Raw genomic sequence first — 15260 nt, forward strand, 5'->3', positions numbered from 1 at the left:
TCTCCTGACGGCAGAGCCGGCGGCTCGCTGAGGAATTCCGAAACGTCCAAGCCCGGGCGGGGGTGCGGCCGGAGACTGGCGGCATGACGGACAACACACCGGCACCCCAGGTCTGGCCCACGCTGCGCGCGCGTGACGCGCGCGGCCTCATCCGCTTCCTCGTCGACGCGTTCGGCTTCGAGGAGACCGCCGTGTACGGCGAGGGCGAGCGGGTCGATCACGCCCAGCTCTCGTGGCCTCCCGGCGGCGGCATCATGCTGGGCTCGGACCGGGACACGCCGGGCGACAAGTGGTCGCTGCGGCCCGGCACCTTCGGAGCGTACGTCGTCACGGACGATCCGGACGCGCTCTACGCGCGGGCGACGGCGGCGGGCGCGCACGTCCTCCAGGAACCGCAGGACACGAACTACGGCTCGCGCGAGTTCGCGGTCCGCGATCCGGAGGGCAACCTCTGGTCGTTCGGCACCTACCGCGGAGAGCCGCGCAAGGGCTGAGCGCGCGGGACCCGAGCCGGCAGGCCACCGGGGCGCCGGTGCGCGACGTCGATCGCGCGCACCGCCGCCCCGGTCAGCACAAATCTCACGAAACTCCCACAAATGACTTATGTCCCAAGAGTGGCCGTTTGAGTAGCGTGTACTGGTCGCGCAGTACCGGCCGTCCTGGAGGAGATCGTGACGACGTCCGCCCGTCCCCTGGTGCTGCTCGACGTGGACGGGGTGCTCAACCCGTTCCACCGCCCCTCCTCCCGATTCGCCAGGCATGAGTGCGTTGTGGACGGCCTCACGTACCAGGTGCTACTCGACGAACGGCACGGCGCGGAGCTGCGCGACCTGGCCGAGAACACCGGCGCCGAGCTGGTCTGGGCCACCACCTGGGAGGAGAGCGCCAACGAGGAGATCGGCCCGCGTCTCGGCCTGCCCCGGCTCCCCGTGATCGAGGTGACCACGGGAGCGCGCGCGGCGGACGGCCCGCTCTTCAAGACGGGGCCGGTCGCCGAGTATGTCCGAGGCCGCCCGTTCGTGTGGTTCGACGACGAACTCACGCCCGCCGACTGGGAGTACCTGACCGGCCACCCGGACGTCGGCGAGTTCCTCCTGATCGAGGTCGACCCCCGGAGCGGGCTGTCCGGATGCGACATCGACCGCGCCCGGGACTGGCTGGCCGCCCGCCCCTGAACCCGGGGCCCCTCAGATCGGCGTGTTCTCCAGCCAGCGGGCGAGCAGGGTCTCGTCGCCGAAGACCTCGAACCTGCCGCCGTCCGGCCGCAGCCGCCCGTACATGAGCAGCAGCAGGTCGCTCGCCGTTCCGCGCACCGCGACCGTGCCCTTGCCGTGTCCGCGCGCCCACGTGAACCCCTCGGGCCCGAGGGTGATCATCCACTCGCCGTCGGCGTCCGTCGCGTGCAGGTGCAGCGTCTCGCCGTCGCCCCGCAGCGTCGCGAGCCGCTCCGCGATCCACTCGGCGTACGGCAGGATGCCGAGGAACTCGTCCACGCCGTCGATCGCGGTCGCCGCGTCGATCTCCGGCTCGCGCCCCAGCGCCAGCTCGGCGTCGGCGAGGTGGACCACCAGCTCGTGCAGCATCCGCCGGGACCAGAAGGCCGCCCGCTGCTCGCCGGCCCAGGACCAGACCGGCGTGCCGGCCGGGGTGGCGCGCAGCGTGGCGAGGAGCCGCTCGGCCCCGGCCGAGAGCCAGGCCGCGGGGTCGTCGCCCTCGCGCAGCCGGTCCATCGGCACGTCGCGGGACATGGCCCGCCCGGAGGCGCGGGTGCGCACCAGATGCTCCGCCCAGCGCTGGGTGATCCCCACGTGCTTGGCCAGCTTGGCGATCGTCCAGCCGGGGCAGGCGGGCACGGGAGCGGCCGGGTCGGCCTCCGCGACCAGCGCGACCAGCCGGGCCGCGTCCGCCTCGATCGCTGCGCAGTACTCCTCATGGGACCGGTCGCCGTAGATCAACTCAGTCATGTCGCCGACCGTACCCCGCCTGTCCCGGAAGCGGTACGGCCCCAGCCCCGGTCAACCGGTGATCAGGGCGACGACGACCGTGCCGGGCGCGAGCTCGCCCGCCAGCGCGTAGATCCCGTACATCATCTTGGCGACGTAGACGAGGTCGAGGCGGAGGCCGTGCCGCGCCGTGAAGCCCTCGGCGAACGCGCGCAGCTCGGGCGTGGCCCGCGCGTAGCCGCCGAAGTGGAAGCCGCACTCGACCCGCCAGTTGTCCGTCACCCGGCCGAGCGCCTCACGCTGGAGCCGGGCGACTTCTCCGCCCAGGAACTCGCCACCCTTCAGCACCGAGAAGCCGACCGCCTTCCGGCCGGGGGCGAGCCCGGCCGCGAGGCCCGCGAGGGTGCCGCCGGTGCCGACCGGGCAGCAGACCAGGTCATACCGCCCGCCGAGCTGCGCGTCCAGCTCCGGCGCGATCTCGGCGCACCCGCGTACGGCGGCCGCGTTGCTGCCTCCCTCGGGCAGGAGGCGGAACTCGCCGAACTCGGCGCGCAGCGCGTCGATCACCTCGGGGGTGTGCTTGCGCCGGTACGCCGACCGGTCCAGGTAGGTCAGCCGCATCCCCTGTTCCACCGCGTACGCCAGGGAGGGGTTGAGGGGCAGGTGCTCCTCGCCGCGGATCACGCCGATGGTCGCGAAGCCGTAGCGCGCCCCGGCCGCCGCGACGGCCCTGATGTGGTTGGAGTACGCCCCGCCGAACGTGAGCACCGGGCCGGGTCCCAGGTTGTACTTCAGCTTGCGCCACTTGTTGCCGGGGATGTCGGGGTGGATCAGGTCGTCGCGCTTGAGCAGCAGCCGGACCCCTCCGAGGCGCTCGTCGCGCACCTCCTCGATCGGCGAGGGGATCCGCGCCGCCGGCGCCTCCAGACCTGCCGCGACTTCCATACCGTCAAGGCTGGCACAGGTGCGGGGACTCGCTACCCTACGTTCAGGCCGTTTGTTGAGGAGTGTTCGATTATGCGGATTCTTGAGGCTTTCCGTGCGGCGTACGGTGACGAGCCCACGGGGGTCTGGCACGCGCCGGGGCGGGTCAACCTGATCGGCGAGCACACCGACTACAACGACGGCCTCGTGCTGCCCTTCGCCGTCCCGTGGGGTGTGACCGCCGCGGTCAGCCCCCGCGCGGACGGCGTCGTACGGCTCGCGTCGCTCCAGGCGCCCGGCGAGGAGCAGACGGTCGAGGACCTCGACCAGGCGCGCGGCTGGGCCCGTTACCCGGCGGGCGTCGTGTGGGCGCTGCGCGAGGCGGGTCACCGGGTCGGCGGCGCGGACATCATGATCGACGGCGATGTCCCCCGAGGAGCCGGGCTGTCGTCGAGCGCCGCATTGGAGGTCGCCGTCGCGGTCGCCCTCGACGACCTGTACGGCCTGGCCCTCCCGAGGATCGAGCTGGCGAAGATCGCGCAGCGGGCCGAGAACGCCTTCGTCGGGATGCCGTGCGGGATCATGGACCAGGCGGCGTCGGCGCTCGGCGAGGAGGGCCGCGCGCTGTTCCTCGACTGCCGCACGCTGGGCAGCCGGACCGTGCCGCTCGACCTGGCCGCGAACGGCCTGCGGCTGCTGATCATCAATACGGGCGTCCACCACGAACTGGCCGACGGGCAGTACGCGAAGCGCCGCCAGGACTGCGAGAACGCCGCCAAGCGGCTCGGCGTGCCCGCGCTCAGGGACGTCACCGACCTGGCCGGGGCGCTTGCGCGGCTGAGCGGCGACGAGCGCCGGCGCACCCAGCACGTGGTCACCGAGAACCACCGGGTCGAGGCGCTGATCGGCCTGCTGCGGGCGGGCGCCGTACGCGAGATCGGCGCGCTCCTGAACGCCTCCCACCTGTCGCTGCGCGACCAGTTCGAGGTGTCGTGCCCCGAGTTGGACACGGCCGTCGAGGCGGCGGTCAGGGGCGGCGCGCGCGGGGCCAGGATGACCGGCGGCGGCTTCGGCGGCTCCGCCATCGCGCTCGTCCCGGAAGAGCGCCTGGCGGCGGTCCGCGACGAGGTGCTGCGGTCCTACCAGGCGCGCGGCTGGGCCGCCCCCACGTTCCTGGAGGCCGTCCCCGCGCCCGGCGCCCGCCGCCTCCGCTGAGGACGGCCGGAGCCCGCGCGAGCGGCCCTCACAGCGCCCGCAAGCCCGGCGCGGTCACAGCGGGCGCCCGGGAAGTCCCGGCGGGCGGTCAGAGGGGCCGGGAAGCCCCGGAGGGTGGTCACAGCGCGCCCGGAAGTCGGCAGGCGGTCAGAGTGGCCGGAAGCCCGGCGCCCGGCGCTCCAGGAAGCTGGCCACACCCTCGGAGAAATCGGGCTGCCCGAACGACTCTCGCATCAGCATGACCGCCCGGTCCCGCGACTCGTCGAGCCCCCGCTCCCAGTCGTCCCACACCTGCCGCTTGATGACCGCCATCGACGCGGGCGAGCTGTGCGTTGCCAGCTCCTCCGCGTACGCGAGGGCCTCGTCGAGCACCCGCTCCCCCGGTACGGCACGGCACGCCAGCCCCAGCGCGTACGCCTCCGAGCCGGGGAACGTGCGGCCGGAGAGCAGGAGCTCCATCGCCCGGGCCTGTCCGGCGAGCTTGGGCAGGATCCAGGCCAGGCCGTACTCGGCGATGAGGCCGCGCCGGGAGAACGCGGTGGTCCATTTGGCGTCCTCGGCGGTGAACACGAGGTCGCAGACGAGGGCGTAGACCATCCCGAGCCCGGCGCAGGCGCCGTTCACCGCGGCGATGACCGGCTTGCGGAGGGTGATCGGGAAAGTGGTGGGCCGGGGGTCGAGCTCGAACCCGGGCCCGTCCGGCACCTCGCCCGCGCCCACGGCGGCGAGCGCCTGGAAGTCGGCCCCGGCGCAGAACCCCTTCCCCGCGCCGGTGACCACGACGACCCGTACGGAGGGGTCGCGGTCGGCCTCCTCAAGGAGATCGAAATAGCGCCGCCCCAGATCGGGGGTCCAGGCGTTCAACCGCTCCGGCCGGTTGAATGTCAGGATCCGCACGGCGCCACGGCTCTCGGACAGCACCAGGTCGTGGTTCTCGGACAGCATCGGCATGTCGACCTCCCTGCGCAGAACTATGTTCTACACCAGTGTGAGGCGGTCGATCGACCTCGGGGACGCCGGATCGGGCCGGAAAACGCCGCGAGGCCGGGTGATCTTTCGATCACCCGGCCTCGGCCGATGGCTCCCGCGATAGGACTCGAACCTATAACCTGCCGGTTAACAGCCGGCTGCTCTGCCGATTGAGCTACACGGGATTGGAGCTTTGCTCCGCCTTTCGGGCCTTTCAGCCTTCCTTGCGGCGCGGAACTAGATTAGCGCACTCCGAGGGGTTCTTGTCACATCGGTTGCGCTTGGATAGAGCGTGGCCCCCAGGGTAGGAGGCCGGAGACATTGAGTGGGGAGGTGGAAGATGCGCTACAAGGCGATGTTCGCCGCCGGACTGGCCATCGGTTACGTCCTTGGCACTCGGGCCGGGCGGGAGCGGTACGAGGAGATCAAGCGCCTGGCACAGCGGGTGGCGGATAACCCGACGATCCAGGAGGCTGCGGGCCTGGTGGGCGCCCAGGCGGCCCGCGTCGCGGACAAGGCCAAAAGCGTGATGGGCGACAAGTTCAGCGGCAAGGTCCCGTTCATGCGCAGGCCCGAGACCGAGCACGAGCCCAAGGAATGGATGGCGGAGCGAGTGCCCAGCGGGGCCGGCTGGCCCGACCCCGGAACAACCTGATCCGGCCGCCCCGTCCGCGTGTCGCGCGCCGGCCGCTCTCCCCGGCCGCCGGCGCCTCAGACGCCGAGGCTGCGGCGCACCTCCTCGAGCGCCTGCTCGGCGAGGGCGCGCAGTCCCGGGTCGTCCGCGTCGAGGCCGGGGTCGAAGGCGAAGTCCCAGCGCGGCTGATCGGAGCCGGGCACCCGCCGGGCGACCAGCCGCACCCCTCCTCGCGCGTCGAGTGTCACGTGCCTGCTCGCCACGATCGACGAGGTGACCCGCTCGCGGATCGTCTCCGGCAGCAGGCCGGGCTCGGGCAGCGCCACCGCGTGGGTCTCGCCGTCCGTCATGACGACGATGAGGCCGTTCTCGTCCCATGTGGCCTTGTCCACCAGATGCCAGGGCAGCCGCTTACCGCCGGGCAGGTGCAGGGCCAGCGTCGTGGCGACCGCGTATCCCCCGCCGTCCGCGGTGCGCGCGTGGCTCAGTAGCCGCTCGCCCGGTTCCAGGGCCAGGGCCGTACGCACCTCGGAGGGCAGGCGGGTGCCCAGGAGGGCTCCGGCGAGACCGGAGAGCGCGCGGGAGAACGAGGATCCAGCCAAGGGGCACCGCCCGACAATCGCAACAATCGCTACAGCGGCAGGCTATCTCCCGAGCAGATCGAGGGTGAGCGCGGCCGACCAGGAGAAGTCCCGGCACCCGTGCCCGGTGCCGTCGAAGGGGTCGAAGCACTCGCGGAACCCGCCCTGCCGGACCAGCCGCAGCGTGCTCGCGACGAGGATCTCGCTCAGCCGGTCGAGGCCGTGCGCGGCGGCCGCCTGGGCGAGCAGCCAGTTGGTGCTGATCCAGGACGGGCCGCGCCAATACTGGCCGCGGTCGAACTCCGGCGCCCTGATGTCGCAGCTCGGCACGGGATATCCGGCCGCGCCCATGAAACTGGCCGACTCCAGGAGTGCGGTCAGCGCCTCGACGACGGGCCGGGGCAGCCCGGGGTCGAGCATGGGACCGAAGCCTCCGACGGTGCAGACCGGGACCAGCCGCCCGGCGCGGACGTCCCGGGCGTAGAAGGCGCCGTCCCACAGCCGGTCGAGCAGCGCGGCCCTGATCCGCGCGGCGGCCTCCAGGAAGGGCTCGGGGTCGGCGCCGACGACCTCGGACGCCAGCCGCGCCATCGCGTCGCAGGACAGCAGCCAGATGCCGTTGAACAGCGGGTCCTCGACCGCGAACGGGTGCTCGTCCCGGTAGTAGGACGCCGCGTAGCCATGGTCCCGGCAGAGCACCGCGAGCCGGAAGTACCGGTCGTGGTAGCCGTCCCCGCACCGGCCCGCCTGCGACGCCGCCAGCGGCTCGTCCCAGGCGGGGCTGTCGTCCATGCCGGACTCCCAGGGGTGGACGATCGCGGCCAGCCCCGCCCCTCCGGCGTCCCTGGTCTCCAGGTACGCGTGCTGGGCCACGAGGGACGGCCAGGCCAGCCGGACGAACCGGGCGGCGAGGTCGCGGTCGGCGGCCTGCCGCCAGACCCGCCAGACGGCGTACGCGTGCAGGGGCGGCTGGGTGAGGCCCGAGGTGTGCGTGCCGAGCGGGGCGTCCGGGGCCTCCGCCGAGCGCCACATGGACGGCCCGGGGAAGTAACCGCCGGCGTGGTGGAAGACGATGTGCGGGATCATCCCGGTCCGCCACTGGCCGGCGAGCAGCGAGAGCAGCTCCTGCCCGGCCCGCGCGGCGTCGTGCCGGGCGAGGCCGATCGCCACGAACGCCGAGTCCAGGCTCCATTGATGGGGATAGACGCCGGGTGCGGGCACGGTGGAGACACCCGTCCAGTTCGCGTCGAGAACGGCCAGGGAGGCCCGCCCGAGCGCGGCGTCGTCAACAGCAGGACGCCCCTCCATCGATCCAGATTAATCCCCTAAAGCCGGAAAATCACTGGATATGGTGGGGCCGGATTCGTCAGTCGCTCGCGTGCGCCGGGGCCGGCGCACGCGCCGCCTGCCGGGGGCGCACGCCACGCGACGCTCTGAGCGGCGGCGAAGGCCGTGGCCGATCCTTCGCCGCCACCCGGAAGGGCAGGTCACACCGCCGGAACCGGTGCGCGCCAAGAAGCCCGGAAGCGGGGTGAAATGCCCTCTGCATCAAGCATGACGGATATTAACTGACTTTCTTGACATGTAGCCACACCGGATTGATGAGTTATATAACCCATACATGGCGAATGCGGCATTTGATGCTTAATGTCGGCATAGTCCGCATCGCGGAGCGCCGGCGGCGCACCGAGTGTCCGGCGTCCGCCTGCCGGGGTTCGGCACCAGGTCGCGGGCACAGCCGCCTGGCCTCTTCTCCGGAGCGGGCCGGCCTCCGGACGTACTGGAGACCGGCCCCGCACGCGGCGCATCGAGCCGGACAACGGGTCCGGCCACCCGGACGGCCGGGCGGGCCGGGCCGAACGGCCCTGGCCCGGCGGAGACCGGGGGCGCGCGTACGACGCGCTATTCGAGGTAGTCGCGGAGCATCTGGGCCCGGGTCGGGTGGCGCAGCTTGGCCAGCGTCTTGGACTCGATCTGGCGGATCCGCTCACGGGTCACGCCGAACTCCCGGCCGACCTCCTCCAGCGTGCGGGGGTGGCCGTCGGACAGCCCGAACCGGAGCTGGATGATCCGCTGCTCACGCTCAGAGAGAGTCGCGAGGATGTCGTCGAGCTGGTCCTGCAGCAGGATGAACGCGGCGGCCTCGATCGGCACCACCGCGTCCCCGTCCTCGATGAAGTCGCCGAGGTCGGAGTCCTCCTCACCGATGGGCGACTGCAGCGACACCGGCTCCTGCGCGATCCGCTGGATCTCCACCACCCGGTCGATCGGCAGGTCCATCTCGGCCGCGATCTCCTCGGGCACCGGCTCGCGGCCGAGGTCCTGGTGGAGTTGTCGCTGCACCCGGACCAATTTGTTGATCGTCTCGACCATGTGGACCGGAATTCTGATCGTCCTGGCCTGGTCCGCGATGGCCCGGGTGATCGCCTGGCGAATCCACCACGTGGCGTAGGTCGAGAACTTGTATCCCTTGGCGTAATCGAATTTCTCGACCGCGCGGATCAGCCCGAGATTGCCTTCCTGGATGAGATCAAGAAAGAGCATTCCACGACCGACATAACGCTTGGCGATCGAAACCACGAGCCGCAGGTTCGCCTCGATCAGGCGCTGCTTGGCACGCACCCCCTCCCAGACCAGATCCTCAAGATCGAAGCGGCCGAGCCGCACCGCCGAGCCGTCACACAGCTTGTCCTCGGCGAACAGTCCGGCCTCGATCGCCTTGGCGAGCTCGACCTCCTCCTCGGCTGTCAACAGCGGAACCCGGCCGATCTCCCGCAGGTAGATGCGGACAAGATCGCTGGTCGGAGCGCGCCGGCCGTCGTCGTCCTCCCCCTTGGCCGGTTCGTCGTCACCCTGGGGTTCGAGGACCTCGACCCCGTTCTCGGCGAGCATCCGCACGACGCGCTCCAAGGCGTCAGACGGAAGCTCGGACCTGTCGAGCGCGGCGGCCACGTCGTCCACCGTGACGCTGCCGCGTTCCCTTCCCTTCGCAACGAGGTCCGCCACCTGGTCTACCGATGGCGGCCCACTTGGTAGCACCGATGCACCCACGCATCACAGTCTGCGGTATGAGCACCACAAAGCGGCAGGCCTATTTTTGTCACCCAAGGTAAGGCAGAAGTCAATACCCGATCGCAATCTAAATCGGCGTTTGCCGGTTGTTGAGATTGGAAAGGAAAGTAATTCATGCCCCGGCGGCGCGCTCACGCAACACCCGCCGCTGCTGTTCCAGCGCGACCAGTTCGCCGAAGAGCCGGTTGTACTCCTGCTGCTCCTCCACCGGGTTGAGCCGCTGGAGCCGCGACTTGATCTGCGCGACCGACCGGCCCACCGCCGTCTCCAGCAGCCGGGCGAGCACGGCCGCGGCGTACCGCTCCTCGCCGCCCGTCTCGACGCGCGGCTCCTCGACCGCGAACCGGGTGAGCGCGGGCCGCAGCTCGTCACCGGCCGCCGCGAGCAGGCGCTCGACCCACTCCTGCCCGCCGGGGCCGCCGGCGACCGTGCCGCCCACCGCCACGATCACGCCGTACAGCGCGGCGTGCTCGGGGCGGGTGAACGCCTCGCCGCCGAGGGCGTCGAACTCGGGGCCGAGCAGGGCGGGCCGCTGGACGGCGAGCTTCAGGGCCTCCGCCTCCAGCATCGCGACCGGATCGGCCTTCTCCCGCGGTTCCTGCGCCGTCGCGCGTCCCTGGGCGGGGCCGCCGTAGCGCCCCTCGTCCGGCCCGCCGTACGGGCGGCCCTGCCGCCGGCCGTACTGCTGCGACCCCTGCTGCCGGCCGTACGGGCCGGGCTGGTCCTGGTGCCCGTTCCGGCCGCGGTCGCCGCCCTGGCCCCCCTGGCCACCCGGGCCGCCCTGGCCGATCGCCTGCTGGACCCGCTGGATCACGAACCCCTCGTCCATGAAGCCGAGCCAGCGGTCCAGGTCCACGACGTACGTCTTGCGCAGCCCGGGGTCCTTGATCGAGGCGATGACGGGGGCGGCGGCGTCGAGCGCGCCGAGCCGCCCCTCGTTGGTCGTCAGGTCGTAGCGGGAGATGACGCTGCGGATGGCGAAGGCGAACAGCGGCTCACGGCTCGCGATCAGGTCGCGGACGGCGGCGTCGCCGTGCTTCAGCCGCAGGTCGCACGGGTCGAGCCCGTCGGGCTGCACGGCGACGAACGTCTGGGTGACGAACTTCTGCTCGTCCTGGAACGCCCGGAGCGCGGCCTTCTGCCCGGCGGAGTCGCCGTCGAAGGTGAAGATCACCTCGCCGCGGAACTCGGCCTGGTCGAGCAGCAGCCGCCGCAGGACCTTGATGTGCTCCTCCCCGAAGGACGTGCCACAGGTCGCCACCGCTGTCGGCACCCCGGCCAGATGGCAGGCCATGACGTCGGTGTAGCCCTCGACGATGACCGCCTGCGAGCGGCGGGCGATCTCCCGCTTGGCGAGGTCCACGCCGTACAGCACGGAGCTCTTGTGGTAGATCGGGCTCTCGGGCGTGTTGAGGTATTTCGGACCGTCGTCGGAGTCGAGCAGCTTGCGCGCGCCGAAGCCGATGACGTCGCCGGTGATGTCCCTGATCGGCCAGACCAGCCGGCCGCGGAACCGGTCGATCGGTCCTCGGCGGCCCTCCCGGACCAGGCCGCCCTTGATCAGCTCCTGCGACGTGAAGCCGCGGGCCATCAGGTGCCGGGACAGCGCCTCCCACCCGGCGGGCGCGTACCCGACGCCGAACCGCTCGGCGTCCACCCGCTCGAAGCCGCGCTCGGACAGGAACCGCCGGCCCGGCGCGGCGTCCGGCGTGGCGAGCTGCTCGGCGTAGAACTCGGCCGCGGCGCGGTGCGCCTCGATCAGCCGGACCCGCTCACCCTGCTCGCGCCCGGGGACGTAGCCGCCCTCCTCGTACCGGAGCTGGATCCCGGCGCGCTGCGCCAGGCGCTCGACGGCCTCGGAGAAGGTCAGATTCTCGATCTTCCGGACGAACGTGATGACGTCGCCGCCCTCGGCGCAGCCGAAGCAGTAGTAGTAGCCGCGCGCGGGCGTCACGTTGAACGACGGGGACTTCTCGTCATGGAAGGGGCACAGCCCCTTCAGGTTGCCGCCGCCCGCGTTCCGGAGCTGGATGTGCTCCCCCACCACGTCGGCGATCGGTGAGCGCTCCCGCACGAGCGCGATGTCCTCGTCGCTGATCCGCCCTGCACCGCTACGCCCTGCCACGCTCGCGAGTTTAGGCCCTGGAAGGGAGGTCTTGGGCGTGGGTGTCCCAGGACCGAATCTCGGTAACGGGTCGTGACCGAAATCCGCGTCAGTTACAAAGGAACGGTCGGATCTCGCTAACGTCGAGCGGGTGGAGATCATGCGATCGGGCAGACTGGCCGCCGTCGCGGCCGCCGCCATGGCCGTCGCCGGACTGACCGCCGCCTGCGGAGCGCCGGCCGGGGTCGCCGGAGTGAGCTCATTGCCGTCCGTGCCCCGCGCCGAGGAGCCGCCCCCCGAAACCTCGGGTGGCGCCGTCGCCGCCTCGAAGGGAGGGGGCGCCGTCGGCGACAGCGACCACATGCGCTCCGTCGTCCCGCCCCCCGCCCCCGACCCTGTACGGCTCCCGCCGCCCAAGGTGTCGGCCTACACGTACGCGTTCCCGGTCAAGGGGTGCCGGGTGTCGTACGCGCGGCAGCTTCTCGTGCTGCCCAAGACCGTGATCTGGGCGGGCAAGGGCTGCGCGTTCGTCTCGCCGGTGAACGGCGTGGTCCGCGAGGTCAACGTGCAGAACCGGTGGGTCCCGTCCACGGACCGCGGCCAGGACCGCGAGGGCCGGTACGTGACGGTCCTCGGCGAGGACGGCGTGGTCTACCTGGGCGGCCACCTCGACTCGATCGAGCCGGACGTGCGGCCGGGCGCCACGGTGAAGGCGGGCCAGCGGCTCGGCCGCCTGGGCAACTCCGGGAACGCCCGCGACACCGCCAGCAACCTCTACTTCGCGATCTCCTGGCCGGTCCCGCCGGAGTACTGGTGGATCAGGCGCGGCATGGTCGAGCCGTGGGACTACCTCGACGCCTGGTACGACGGCAACCGGACGCTCTCCCCGAAGAAGGCCGTGTTCGCGCTGCGCAAGCGGGTGGGCAAGCTACCCGCCTGCGACCGGCTGTGCACCGCGAAGACGCCCCCCACGACGAAGAGCGGCGCGGTCGAGAAGGCCGAGAAGGCCGACACGACCACGAAGACACGGGCCAGTGTCAGGCGGCAGAACCAACCCGAGGACGAGCCGACCATGGTCACCCCGGGGTAGATCCGCACGGCCCGCGCGCCCGGCCGCATGGAAGGGCGGGGCCGGGCGCGAAAAGATCAGCGCGAAAAGAGGTCAGCGCGGCAGGAGGTCGCCGAGCGGGACACCGGGGTCGACAAGCCGGGCCGGGTCCACGGCGGCGCCCCGCTGCCCCGCCTGTACGAGTGCCTGGATGTCGCCGGTCACGTCCCAGACGTTGACGTTCATCCCGGCGAGGACCCGGTCCTCCCGCAGCCAGAAGGCGATGAACTCCAGGCTCTCCGCGGACCCCCGGTAGACCACCCGGTCGTGGCCGGCGATGTCGCCGGAGAACTCCATCCCCAGCTCGAACTGGTCGGTGAAGAAGTACGGCACGCGGTCGTACACCACGTCCTGACCGAGCATGGCCCGGGCCGCGGCCGGGCCGCCGTTCAGCGCGTTGGCCCAGTGCTCGACCCGTACGCGGCGGCCGAGCAGGGGGTTCATCGCCTCGGCGACGTCGCCGGCGGCGTAGATGTCGGGGTGCGAGGTGCGCAGGGAGGCGTCCGCGACGATGCCGTCGGCCACCTCCAGCCCGGCGCGGCTGGCCAGCTCGTGGTTCGGGGCGACGCCGATGCCCACGACCACGTCGTCGGCGGGCAGCGAGCGGCCGTCCGAGGTGACCACCGTGCGGACGTGCCCGGGGCCCTCCAGGCGGGCGGCGGAGGCGCCGAGCAGCACCTCCACACCGTGCCGGCGGTGCAGCGCGGCGAAGATCTCCCCGATCTCGGGGCCGAAGGTCCGGTAGAGCGGTGCCGGGTCGGGCTCGACGATCGTCACCGCACAACCCGCCTGGCGGGCCGCCGCGGCGGTCTCCAGCCCGATCCAGCCGCCGCCGATGACGACGACGTTCCCCTGGTGGGCGAACGCGGCGCGCAGTGCCTGGCTGTCGGCGAGCGTGCGCAGGTAGTGGACGCCCTCCAGGTCCGCGCCCTCGACCGGGAGCGGGCGCGGCGTCGCCCCGGTGGCGAGCAGCAGCTTGTCGTACGGCTGGCGCTGCCCGGTGGCGAGGTGGAGCTCGTGCGCCGCGGGGTCGACGGCGGTGACGGCCACGCCCAGCAGCAGCCGCACGTCGTGCTCGGCGTACCAGTCCGGTTCGTGGACGTAGACCTTCGCCACCTCGGTGGTCCCCTGCAGGTAGCCCTTGGAGAGCGGGGGCCGCTCGTAGGGGCGCTCCTGTTCGGCCCCGATCAGCACGATCTCGCCGGTGAAGCCCTCCTCGCGGAGCGTCTGGGCCGCCTTCGCCCCCGCCAGGCCCGCCCCCACTATCGCGTACGTCGACATCTGCACCTCTCACTCCCGGCTTTCGCGCAGTATCCGCCCGCGCTCCGCCCGAGTCGACCGGAACGCGCCGGACGGGTACCAGGTGCCCGGGAACGGCGTCCGGATTCCTCGTCAGGCCAGGCGCCGGTGCCAGGCGACGGCGGAGACGTCGGTCAGCGACGCGATCTGGTCGACCACGGCGCGTAGCCGGCCGGCGTCGTCGGCGGCGCGCTCGAAGGCGGGACGCAGCGCGGGTTCGAGCGTGGCGGGCGCGCCCGCCCAGATCAGCGCGGCCAGCTCGGCGATCAGCTCCCGCTGCCGCGCCTGGGCCGCGTGGTGCGCCGCGCGGGACATCACGTAGTGCGCGGTGACGCCCTTGAGCAGGGCGCACTCGAGGCGCGTGGTCCTGGGGACGACGAGGTCCGCCGTGTGCCGCCCGGCCGGCGGTTCCGCGTACGCGTACGCCTCGCGGGTGGCGTCCTGGGCCGACCGGCAGAAGCGGCCGATGAGCGAGCTGGTGAGGCGCTTGAGCGCGGCGAGGTCGTCGATGCCGCCGACGAACGGACCGGCGAAGCCGGCGGGCCAGACCGGGTCGGCGACCAGCCGGGCGAACGTGTCGGTCAGCTCGGCGACGTCGGCGTCCGGGGCGTACCACTGCCGGGTCTGGCGGCAGACCTCCAGCCGCTCCTCGGGGTCGCGCAGCGCCTCGGGGGTGACGTGGCCGCAGTGCAGCGCGTCCTCCAGGTCGTGGACGGAGTAGGCGACGTCGTCGGCCCAGTCCATGATCTGCGCCTCGAAGCTGACCCGGTAGCCGGGGCTGCCCTCCCTCACCCAGGCGAAGACCTCCGCCTCCTCCGGATAGACGCAGTACGGCCCGTCGTCGCGGGCGTGGGGAAGGCCGGGGACGCGGTGGGAGCCGCTCGTCCAGGGGTACTTGCAGACGGCGTCGAGCGCAGCCCTGGTGAGGTTGAGGCCGGCGCTGCGGCCGTCCTCGGTGAGGACCTTGGCCTCCAGCCGGGTGAGCAGCCGCAGGTTCTGCGCGTTGCCCTGGAAGCCGCCGCAGGGGGCGGCCACCTCGTTCAGCGCGGCCTCGCCGTTGTGGCCGAACGGCGGGTGCCCGAGGTCGTGGGCGAGGCAGGCGGTCTCGACGAGGTCGGGGTCGCGGCCGAGGAGCTTGCCCATCTCCCTGCCGATCTGGGCGCATTCGAGGGAGTGGGTGAGCCGGGTGCGGTTGCTGTGCAGGCTGTGATCGGACGGCGTCACCACCTGGGTCTTGGCGGCGAGCCGGCGGAGGGAGGCGCTGTGCATGACCCTGGCCCGGTCGCGCTCGAAGGCGCCACGTTCGGGGTTGCCCGGAGGTTCGGGCACCCATCGTGCCTGGTCGTGCTCGTCGTAGCGGATCATCTGTCCTCCTTCCCCGACGTATCGGGGAAGGAGGACAGTACCCCTT

14 protein-coding genes and 1 tRNA gene are annotated in these 15260 nt (G+C 72.1%); 5 read left to right on the forward strand and 10 right to left on the reverse strand.

The genetic code is table 11. The features are described 5' to 3' along the window. Window positions 1-83 precede the first annotated feature (83 nt). Window positions 84-494: a VOC family protein gene (locus AWQ71_RS13710; protein WP_067132438.1), complete on the forward strand. Its 411-nt coding sequence runs from the start codon at window positions 84-86 to the stop codon at window positions 492-494. A gap of 177 nt (window positions 495-671) precedes the next feature. After that, a complete protein-coding gene (locus AWQ71_RS13715; protein WP_067132440.1) occupies window positions 672-1175 on the forward strand; it encodes an HAD domain-containing protein in 504 nt (167 codons plus the stop codon). 12 nt (window positions 1176-1187) lie between these two features. On the opposite strand, the gene AWQ71_RS13720 is transcribed toward AWQ71_RS13715, so the two are convergent. Further along, window positions 1188-1964, reverse strand: coding sequence for a maleylpyruvate isomerase family mycothiol-dependent enzyme (locus tag AWQ71_RS13720; protein ID WP_067132447.1), 777 nt, complete (start codon window positions 1962-1964; stop codon window positions 1188-1190). A gap of 51 nt (window positions 1965-2015) precedes the next feature. Further along, window positions 2016-2888: a 1-aminocyclopropane-1-carboxylate deaminase/D-cysteine desulfhydrase gene (locus AWQ71_RS13725; RefSeq protein ID WP_067132450.1), complete on the reverse strand. Its 873-nt coding sequence runs from the start codon at window positions 2886-2888 to the stop codon at window positions 2016-2018. A gap of 72 nt (window positions 2889-2960) precedes the next feature. Between AWQ71_RS13725 and galK the strand changes: the two genes are divergently transcribed. Next, window positions 2961-4082 (forward strand): galactokinase, encoded by a 1122-nt coding sequence (galK, locus tag AWQ71_RS13730; protein WP_067132453.1) that lies wholly within the window; start codon window positions 2961-2963, stop codon window positions 4080-4082. Between the two features lie 147 nt (window positions 4083-4229). Here the strand turns inward: galK and AWQ71_RS13735 are convergent, their stop codons facing one another. Together AWQ71_RS13735 and AWQ71_RS13740 are read right to left on the reverse strand one after the other, a co-directional pair. Further along, window positions 4230-5033, reverse strand: coding sequence for an enoyl-CoA hydratase-related protein (locus AWQ71_RS13735; RefSeq protein ID WP_067132456.1), 804 nt, complete (start codon window positions 5031-5033; stop codon window positions 4230-4232). A gap of 127 nt (window positions 5034-5160) precedes the next feature. After that, a tRNA-Asn gene (locus AWQ71_RS13740) sits at window positions 5161-5236 on the reverse strand. Between the two features lie 155 nt (window positions 5237-5391). Here AWQ71_RS13740 and AWQ71_RS13745 point away from each other — a divergent pair. Then, entirely contained in the window at window positions 5392-5706 is a 315-nt protein-coding gene (locus AWQ71_RS13745; RefSeq protein WP_067132459.1) for a hypothetical protein, read from the forward strand. Window positions 5707-5762: 56 nt separating this feature from the next. Here AWQ71_RS13745 and AWQ71_RS13750 read toward each other — a convergent pair whose 3' ends face one another. The 4 genes from AWQ71_RS13750 to dnaG form a co-directional block, all read right to left on the reverse strand. Beyond that, on the reverse strand, window positions 5763-6287 hold the full coding sequence (locus AWQ71_RS13750) for a hypothetical protein (protein WP_084258862.1): 525 nt from the start codon (window positions 6285-6287) through the stop codon (window positions 5763-5765). Window positions 6288-6329: 42 nt separating this feature from the next. Continuing rightward, window positions 6330-7574, reverse strand: coding sequence for an MGH1-like glycoside hydrolase domain-containing protein (locus AWQ71_RS13755; RefSeq protein WP_067132462.1), 1245 nt, complete (start codon window positions 7572-7574; stop codon window positions 6330-6332). Between the two features lie 594 nt (window positions 7575-8168). Next, window positions 8169-9272 carry an RNA polymerase sigma factor RpoD gene (gene rpoD / locus AWQ71_RS13760; RefSeq protein ID WP_245658273.1) on the reverse strand — a complete coding sequence of 368 codons (1104 nt, stop codon included), beginning with the start codon at window positions 9270-9272 and terminating at the stop codon, window positions 8169-8171. A gap of 178 nt (window positions 9273-9450) precedes the next feature. Next, window positions 9451-11463 (reverse strand): DNA primase, encoded by a 2013-nt coding sequence (dnaG, locus tag AWQ71_RS13765; RefSeq protein WP_067132468.1) that lies wholly within the window; start codon window positions 11461-11463, stop codon window positions 9451-9453. Window positions 11464-11602: 139 nt separating this feature from the next. On the opposite strand from dnaG, the gene AWQ71_RS40135 reads away from it, so the two are divergent. Continuing rightward, entirely contained in the window at window positions 11603-12532 is a 930-nt protein-coding gene (locus tag AWQ71_RS40135) for a M23 family metallopeptidase (protein ID WP_084258864.1), read from the forward strand. 72 nt (window positions 12533-12604) lie between these two features. Here the strand turns inward: AWQ71_RS40135 and AWQ71_RS13775 are convergent, their stop codons facing one another. Then, window positions 12605-13831: an NAD(P)/FAD-dependent oxidoreductase gene (locus AWQ71_RS13775; RefSeq protein WP_067132471.1), complete on the reverse strand. Its 1227-nt coding sequence runs from the start codon at window positions 13829-13831 to the stop codon at window positions 12605-12607. Between the two features lie 111 nt (window positions 13832-13942). Continuing rightward, window positions 13943-15214, reverse strand: coding sequence for a deoxyguanosinetriphosphate triphosphohydrolase (locus tag AWQ71_RS13780; protein WP_067132473.1), 1272 nt, complete (start codon window positions 15212-15214; stop codon window positions 13943-13945). Window positions 15215-15260 lie beyond the last annotated feature (46 nt).

This window comes from Microtetraspora malaysiensis (genome assembly GCF_001528665.1).
In the GTDB taxonomy this organism is placed as follows: Bacteria; Actinomycetota; Actinomycetes; order Streptosporangiales; family Streptosporangiaceae; genus Microtetraspora_A; species Microtetraspora_A malaysiensis.

Excerpts from the sequence above, each read along its gene's own strand:
- AWQ71_RS13775 (WP_067132471.1), bottom strand. The coding sequence starts at position 13,831 with ATGTCGACGTACGCGATAGTGGGGGCGGGCCTGGCGGGGGCGAAGGCG.
- AWQ71_RS13745 (WP_067132459.1), top strand. The coding sequence starts at position 5,392 with ATGCGCTACAAGGCGATGTTCGCCGCCGGACTGGCCATCGGTTACGTC.
- AWQ71_RS13725 (WP_067132450.1), bottom strand. The coding sequence starts at position 2,888 with ATGGAAGTCGCGGCAGGTCTGGAGGCGCCGGCGGCGCGGATCCCCTCG.
- AWQ71_RS13735 (WP_067132456.1), bottom strand. The coding sequence starts at position 5,033 with ATGCCGATGCTGTCCGAGAACCACGACCTGGTGCTGTCCGAGAGCCGT.
- AWQ71_RS13780 (WP_067132473.1), bottom strand. The coding sequence starts at position 15,214 with ATGATCCGCTACGACGAGCACGACCAGGCACGATGGGTGCCCGAACCT.
- galK (WP_067132453.1), top strand. The coding sequence starts at position 2,961 with ATGCGGATTCTTGAGGCTTTCCGTGCGGCGTACGGTGACGAGCCCACG.
- AWQ71_RS13755 (WP_067132462.1), bottom strand. The coding sequence starts at position 7,574 with ATGGAGGGGCGTCCTGCTGTTGACGACGCCGCGCTCGGGCGGGCCTCC.
- AWQ71_RS13710 (WP_067132438.1), top strand. The coding sequence starts at position 84 with ATGACGGACAACACACCGGCACCCCAGGTCTGGCCCACGCTGCGCGCG.
- AWQ71_RS40135 (WP_084258864.1), top strand. The coding sequence starts at position 11,603 with ATGCGATCGGGCAGACTGGCCGCCGTCGCGGCCGCCGCCATGGCCGTC.
- AWQ71_RS13720 (WP_067132447.1), bottom strand. The coding sequence starts at position 1,964 with ATGACTGAGTTGATCTACGGCGACCGGTCCCATGAGGAGTACTGCGCA.